The organism is Moorena sp. SIO4G3, assembly GCF_010692305.1.
GTDB classification, from domain to species: Bacteria; Cyanobacteriota; Cyanobacteriia; order Cyanobacteriales; family Coleofasciculaceae; genus Moorena; species Moorena producens_A.
On record NZ_JAAHIG010000444.1, the window covers coordinates 1 to 6,718 of the forward strand.

Genomic DNA, 6,718 nt, shown 5'->3' on the forward strand with positions numbered 1-6,718 from the left:
TATAAGAGTAGTGATGAGAGTATATTATTAATGACAATGAAGCGATTAACCGAAATATTTTATCACGGAATATTCCTCATAAAAAGGAAATATCTTTGCCATCCATGCTCTTTACTTGATATAGAAAAATACCTTATTCATTGATGTCATGAGTTTTGTTTAATGTCACTAGTATTCGGTTAAGTTTATCAAGTCTTTATAGTAGTAATTTTCTATTTCTGCTAAATAAGGCAATAGGCAATAGGGAGTAGGGAGTAGGGAGTAGGGAGTAGGGAATCGGGAATCGGAACCCACCCCTAACCCCTCCCAGGAGGGGAATCGGGAATCGGGAACGGAGAAGATTTAGGGTTGTGGAACGGGCATCTTGCCTGTTTCAGCTAAAAATTCTGTTTTGGTTATGCGATCGCTAATCCCCCAGCTAAAGCCCAACTGGGGATCCCCCCTAACCCCCCTTAACAAGGGGGGAACACTCACCACACTTACCACACTTACCACACTCCCTGCTCCCTGCTCCCTGCTCCCTGCTCCCTGCTCCCTGCTCCCTGCTCCCTACTCCCTACTCCCTCAAAAAAAGTTTGTTACAAAATCTTACAAATATGCTATAATATATTATTTTTTGTGGTAAACTAAAAGTGTGGAGAAAAAAATCCACGGGAAGAGCCAGCCTAAGAGTTTTCGCAGGCTGCAGGCTGGCTCTGGGTCACCTTTACAGGAGATAACTTAATTTTATGTCCCATAGACGCCTATACCCATGGGTCATGGTGAGGTTGTTACCACCGATGCCACCAGTGGTTTTCGCTCGGTTCGACAACCCTGCTGATGCCAAGGGCTATGTGCAGGCTCTGAAAGCCTTGATGCCTGGTGCCAAGTTTCTAATTTTTCTGGATCATGGAGTAATTCCTTAGCACAGGCATCTTGCCTGTGAGGTAGGGAATCGGGAATCGGGAATCGGGAATCGGGAGTAGTTGTGTAGAATAGGCTTCGATGCTGTGAGGAAAATATTGATCACAGGCAAGATGCCTGTTCTACCAAGAACCTAATTTCACCCACTGGGTCAAACAGGTGGGGATCCCCCCTAACCCCCCTTAACAAGGGGGGGACACTTCCCACACCTCCCATAAACTCCATGCTTCCCACACTCCCGATTCCCGATTCCCGACTCCCGACTCCTGATTCCCGATTCCCGATTCCCTGTGCTATATAATAATCTCTAGGATTGGTATAATTAAAACTAACCTTCAGGGAGCATCGTAGTGTCAAAGAGTTGCTGGACTTAGGGTCTAGCGCCAAAATCAGCATAATTATAGTTACAGCGTTTTTCATAACTATGGGGTACACAGGATTTTTACCAGATCCGCTGTTCCCTCTTCTGTGCTCTTTTTCCCCCTTATTCTCTTTTCCCCCCTTATTAAGGGGGGTTAGGGGGGATCCCTATTAGCTGACTAACTCCGTGGGAAACTACCACCATGCCCCATAGAGGCGATGCCAACCGCCCAAAGCTTTTCCCTACCGTTAAGACTGGTGTTACCCAGTGCCTATGTTATTTGTTAGCACTGCTAGTAGCGGTACTTTTGATTGTCAACGGGAGTCACGCTCAAGAAAAGAAACCTGATCTCGAATCCTGGCAACTCAAGGGGATTGTGGCAGCACTGGATGATACCGACCCGTTGGTATGGGCTGAAGCTTTGAAGAAATTGTATAGGTATAAATTGGATCAACTCAAGCACCCCGTTGAGATTCGTAAAGACACAATTGAGCAGATTGTAGGCTGGTTAGGGTATGAGAATCAGACCAAGTCAGTTCAGTCCAAAGTTCGTGCTAGTGCGGCATATGCTCTGGGAGAAATGGGGGCAGCAGCCTATAAGTATGCTCCTCAAATCGCTGAACTGTTAACTGACTCAGATAGTGATGTCCGTCGTAGTACGGCATACGCTTTGGGGAACATGGGAACAGCTGCCTCTGAGTACGCTCCCCAAATTGCCAAACTTTTAATCAACTCAGATACTGATGTCCGTCGTAGTGCGGCATATGCTCTGGGGAACATGGGAGCAGCTGCATCTGAGTTTGCTCCACAAATTGCCAAACTTTTAACCGACTCAGATTGGACTGTCCGTGATATTGCGGCAGAAGCTCTGGGGCAGATGGGAGTAGCTAAAGACTACGCTCCCCAAATCGTGAAACATTTAACCCACCCAGATTGGACTGTCCGTTATTATGGTGCGGCATCGGCCTCTTCTGAGGTAGCTCCCCAAATTGCCAAACTTTTAACCGACTCAGATCGTTATGTCCGTTCACGTGCCGCATCCGCTCTGGGTAACATGGGAGCAGCTGCCTCTGAGTACGCTCCCCAAATCGTTGAAAGTTTAACCGACTCACATAATAGTCTTCTTGATACTACTGTGCCAGAAGTTCTGGGTCAGATGGGAGCAGCTGCCTCTGAGTACGTTCCCCAAATTGCCAAACTTTTAACCGACTCAGATCGTTATGTCCGTTATAGTGCGGCAGAAGTTCTGGGTAAGATGGGAGCAGCCGCCTCTGAGTACGCTCCCCAAATCATTCCACTTTTAACTGACTCAGATTACCAGAACCCTAATAGGGCGGCAGAAGCTCTGGGTAAGATGGGAGCAGCCGCCTCTGAGTATGTTCCCCAAATCATTCCACTTTTAACCAACTCAGATGATCATGTCCGTGCTAATGCGGCATATGCTCTGGCGCTGATGGGAGCAGCACCATCTGAGATAGCTCCCCAAATCCTACAACTTTTAACCCACTCAGATGGGAAGGTCCGTTATAGTGCGGCAAAAGCTCTGGCGCTGATGGGAGCAGCACCATCTGAGATAGCTCCCCAAATTGCCAAACTTTTAACCAACTCAGATGATCATGTCCGTGCTAGTGCGTCATTGGCTTTGGGGAACATGGGAGCAGCGGCCTCTGAGTACGCTCCTCAAATTGCCAAACTTTTAACTGATCCAGATACCTTTGATAACTCCGTTCGTTATACTGCAGCACAAGCTCTGGAGCGGATGGCACCATTAGAGGTAAAAGACTTACTTTATGTATTGAATGAAGTTTATCGTTACCAGCGAGAAGCACCAAGCCTGCGTTTTCTAGCCTATTTCCTCAGTGGCGGGGACGAAAACTCACTGCTCTTAATCCAATGGTTGGGCTCACCTAAGCAATATCCCCATCAAAATAAAGATCAGACCATCAATCACCAAGAAGGGTTGGACGTTCTCAAGCTATTTGCCGACATCTGGGAAGATACCCAACCTCTGTCTAAACTGCGCAAAGACTTAGAAAGGCAGATTGCCATAGTTGTTGACAAGGTCAACTGGAAACAAACAGATATGGACCTGCTCAAGAAACACTACAAAAATCTTAAGTCTATAGACTCCCAACTTGCTGCCGCCGTCAATGCCAAAATTATCGCCTTAGAAGGAAAACACTGGTTTCTGATTGGGTTTAAGGTTTGGCTAGTCCATGTCAGTGGCTGGTTGTTGCTGATCATCATTTATCCTCGTTCTCCCCAAGTCCAAGGCCTAATCTGGGACTGGAAATTCCGCACCATTGTAGGCTTAGGCTATATCAGCATCGCTCTGACCTGGATTCCCTGGTTGCGCTACCGATTACTGGCTCCCTTCCGTCAGGTGCTAGTGGCCGATGCTAGTTTAGATAGCTTCGATCCCCAGGCTTACTTTCCGGAGTCTCACGTTAAGATTACACGAGCCACCCATACCGAACCGATTCAAACCGCCATTGGCCAACTCCAGTCTCCGGTCGTTCTGGTAGGGGAATCGGGACTGGGCAAGTCCATGTTTCTCCGGAATTTAGTTAAAACTTCGGGGCGGCTATCGGTGTACCTGCCTGCCAGCCAATGTGCCGGTGGTGTGGTGGAAGCCATTCAAGCTAAATTGCCTATCGCTGCCCATGACCCTAAATTCCTACAAAGCCTGATTAACTACAATACCCTAGATATCTGCATTGACGGACTCAATGAAGTCAGCCCTGACACCAGAGCTACTATTAATACCTTTGTGGAGCATCACGTCCAGGGGCATATTATCCTCACCACCCAACCCTTGGAATGGACACCCCCAGCTACAGCCAAAACCTACGTGCTGCAACCCCTGAAGCGCCAGCAAATCGCTGAGTTCCTCACCTCTCGCCAAGGGATTTTGCCTGAGGATGCCCCGGTATCCGGTGTGGCCTACGAGCAAGCCTGTGACGACTATCTGGCCAGCCAACTCCAGCAAACCCAATCCAAACAGGAGTTAGCGGCAGTACGTCGGTTTCTGTCCAATCCCATGGATTTGACCTTGGTGGCGCAACTGTTGGCCCAGGGCAAAGACCCGGATTTGCTCAACTTGCAACAGCAGCAGTATGAGATCATGGCAGAGGACTATCAACAGATTCACCTTTGTCCCTTTCCCCTGGCTGAATTTGCTGAAACGGTCTACCAGATGCGCCTCCATGATCAAATTACCATCCCAGAAGAGGGCTGCTTGGATGAGTTGCACTGTATGGAACGCTATAAAATGGTATTAACTCGTCAGCAGAAGGATGGCTTTGGTCGTACCTATCGAGAATGGAAGTTTCGTCACGATAAAATCCAGGAATACTTTATTGTCCAGACCTTCCTGAAAACCGAGAATCGAGAACGCCAGCACGAGCATCTGAGTGACCCCCGATTTCGTGGTGTCTACCTGCTGCTGGCCACCCTGTTGGAGGTTGAGCAAGCTTGGGTATTACGGGAAATCCTGATTCAATCTGCTGCCGAAACTAAAGACCATGTCGTCAGTGACCAGTTCATCCAGCGATTTAATTCTCGTCAAGAGCTCACCCAAACCACCAACAACCATGGCGTGCTTGCCCTTTACCAGAAGCATTACCAAGACCTAATCGAAATTGCTAGACTACAAGCCAGCCGACTTATCACTGTTGAAAATAACGCTATGAGTGAATCAACCTCAGACTCTAATCACTCCAACTATCAATCTAAATACGATCAACGTCAGTCTCAAAATAGCTTTAGTAACTTTCTCGATGCGACTAAAAGTGAGGTTAATCAAGAAATTGGTAGTGCAAATCAACACAATTATGCCCCCGATAAAAACCAAACCCTAAGCGAAGCCGCCGCTGAAATTCAAGGATTATTAAAACAGTTAGAACAAAGTAATCCTAATGCCACGGATTTACAAAAGACAGCGTTTGTGAATATTGCGATTCCAGCAAGTACTAAACAACGGTTGCTTAGTGCCTTAGAAAGTGGTGGAAAAGAAGCCCTTAGAGAATTATTAGATAATCCTTATGTGAATGTGGGCATGGCGATTGTGGAAGGATGGCAGAATCCTTAGTAGGGTGTGGGGTGTGGGGTGTGGGGTGTAGGGAACAGGCAAGAGGCAAGAGGCAAGAGGCAAGAGGCAAGAGTCCCCATCTCCCACACTCCCGACTCCCGATTCCCGATTCCCGATTCCCCACTCCCGATTAAAATCAGAAAATAACCTCTACCACCAAGTCGTCATAATCTAAGTCACCACCACCAAAGGTATCCTCGAAGCTAAACTGATTGTCCCCTAGTAGGCGGACGTGATCAAATTGATCAGGGTTAGCGCTCAAGAAACTAAAGTAAGCATTCAGACCGGAACCCTGCTGATTGGTTGGATTCTGAGTCAGAAACTCCTCAACAGTGCCATTAGCAATTAGGAACGGAGCTAACAATACCCCACCGGATAGCCCACTGGCTAAATCGACCTGGTTGGATACAGCAAGCTCTGCATAACCAGCATCACCGGGGTTGAGATTGCCAATTTTACCACTGGCATCATCAACCTGATAAAAGCCGAAGCTATTCTGAAACACAGCTTGACTACTAACCACAAACTCAGGTGTTACTGTTCCAGTCACATCGGTTAAATCCAGTAGCTCCACTTGCCCTTGAATCTGAGGACTCCCTATCCCTACAGTAGGAGTCAAAGCCGAAGCGTCTTGAACCGTTACTACTAAGTCATCAAAGTCTTGGTCATCAGCATCTTCAAAGTTTAATGTCAAGACTCCGTCAGTATTAGTCTGGGCTTGGATATGGTCTAAAGCATCGCTATTGAAGGAAGCATCACCGAAAAATACAGAAGCATTTTGTCCTGCTAGCACTGCCTCTCTGGTGCTATTTTGTACTAGATAAAATCCTAATTGATCGCCTACATCAAAATTGTTAATCAGACGAGTAGTTTGACCACTATCTTCAGGATTCAACAGCACAGAAAAAATAGTCTGAGCATTAGATAGAGCCGCTTCCACATAGCCTTCTTGACCAGGAGCAATACCATTAACTGTACCTTGGTCATCATCCGTTACAAACACCCCAATTTCATTGACATTAGTAGCTTTTCCACTAATAAAGGTGAATAGGAGTTGAGCGTTTCCAGTGCTGTCACCAGTGATAGTAAACGTATTGTTGGCGTTCTGAGTCAGAGTGGAAGGAACAAAGGTATTATTGGCGTTCTGAGTCAGAGTGGAAGGAAAAAAGGTAAAGATAGAGTTGACAGTAATATCAACAGTCGCTGTATCAAGGCCATCTTTGCCATCATATACCTGATAGATGAAGCTATCAGTCCCACTGAAACCTGGATTAGGAGTATAGGTAATAAAGTCATCATTGATATTATCCAAGGTACCGTTATTGTTAACCACAGCAGTACCATTAGAGGGAGCACTAACCACA

The 6,718-nt window shown here is 46.8% G+C and carries 7 protein-coding genes; 4 read left to right on the forward strand and 3 right to left on the reverse strand.

What is annotated here, in order from left to right; all coding sequences use genetic code 11:
• Window positions 1-168 precede the first annotated feature (168 nt).
• On the reverse strand, window positions 169-294 hold the full coding sequence (locus F6J99_RS39385; RefSeq protein WP_293121549.1) for a hypothetical protein: 126 nt from the start codon (window positions 292-294) through the stop codon (window positions 169-171).
• Window positions 295-364: 70 nt separating this feature from the next.
• Here F6J99_RS39385 and F6J99_RS39390 point away from each other — a divergent pair, with 70 nt between their 5' ends.
• Together F6J99_RS39390 and F6J99_RS39395 are read left to right on the forward strand one after the other, a co-directional pair.
• The gene (locus tag F6J99_RS39390) at window positions 365-625 is read left to right on the forward strand and encodes a hypothetical protein (RefSeq protein ID WP_293121551.1); all 261 of its coding nucleotides are present in this window, start codon (window positions 365-367) and stop codon (window positions 623-625) included.
• 103 nt (window positions 626-728) lie between these two features.
• A complete protein-coding gene (locus F6J99_RS39395) occupies window positions 729-905 on the forward strand; it encodes a hypothetical protein (protein ID WP_293121553.1) in 177 nt (58 codons plus the stop codon).
• A 100-nt stretch (window positions 906-1,005) separates the two neighbouring features.
• On the opposite strand, the gene F6J99_RS39400 is transcribed toward F6J99_RS39395, so the two are convergent.
• Complete coding sequence (locus F6J99_RS39400; protein ID WP_293121555.1) at window positions 1,006-1,323, reverse strand: hypothetical protein; 318 nt, start codon at window positions 1,321-1,323, stop codon at window positions 1,006-1,008.
• Window positions 1,324-1,466: 143 nt separating this feature from the next.
• On the opposite strand from F6J99_RS39400, the gene F6J99_RS39405 reads away from it, so the two are divergent.
• Together F6J99_RS39405 and F6J99_RS39410 are read left to right on the forward strand one after the other, a co-directional pair.
• Window positions 1,467-5,354, forward strand: coding sequence for a HEAT repeat domain-containing protein (locus tag F6J99_RS39405; RefSeq protein WP_293121557.1), 3,888 nt, complete (start codon window positions 1,467-1,469; stop codon window positions 5,352-5,354).
• Window positions 5,339-5,488, forward strand: coding sequence for a hypothetical protein (locus tag F6J99_RS39410; RefSeq protein ID WP_158517286.1), 150 nt, complete (start codon window positions 5,339-5,341; stop codon window positions 5,486-5,488). The genes F6J99_RS39405 and F6J99_RS39410 overlap by 16 nt, the downstream gene beginning before the upstream one ends.
• Window positions 5,489-5,490: 2 nt before the next feature.
• On the opposite strand, the gene F6J99_RS39415 is transcribed toward F6J99_RS39410, so the two are convergent.
• Window positions 5,491-6,718: DUF4114 domain-containing protein (locus tag F6J99_RS39415; protein ID WP_293121559.1), on the reverse strand; the 1,228-nt coding region annotated here is incomplete at its 5' end.

Excerpts from the sequence above, each read along its gene's own strand:
- F6J99_RS39395 (WP_293121553.1), top strand. The coding sequence starts at position 729 with ATGTCCCATAGACGCCTATACCCATGGGTCATGGTGAGGTTGTTACCA.
- F6J99_RS39400 (WP_293121555.1), bottom strand. The coding sequence starts at position 1,323 with ATGAAAAACGCTGTAACTATAATTATGCTGATTTTGGCGCTAGACCCT.
- F6J99_RS39405 (WP_293121557.1), top strand. The coding sequence starts at position 1,467 with ATGCCCCATAGAGGCGATGCCAACCGCCCAAAGCTTTTCCCTACCGTT.
- F6J99_RS39410 (WP_158517286.1), top strand. The coding sequence starts at position 5,339 with ATGGCAGAATCCTTAGTAGGGTGTGGGGTGTGGGGTGTGGGGTGTAGG.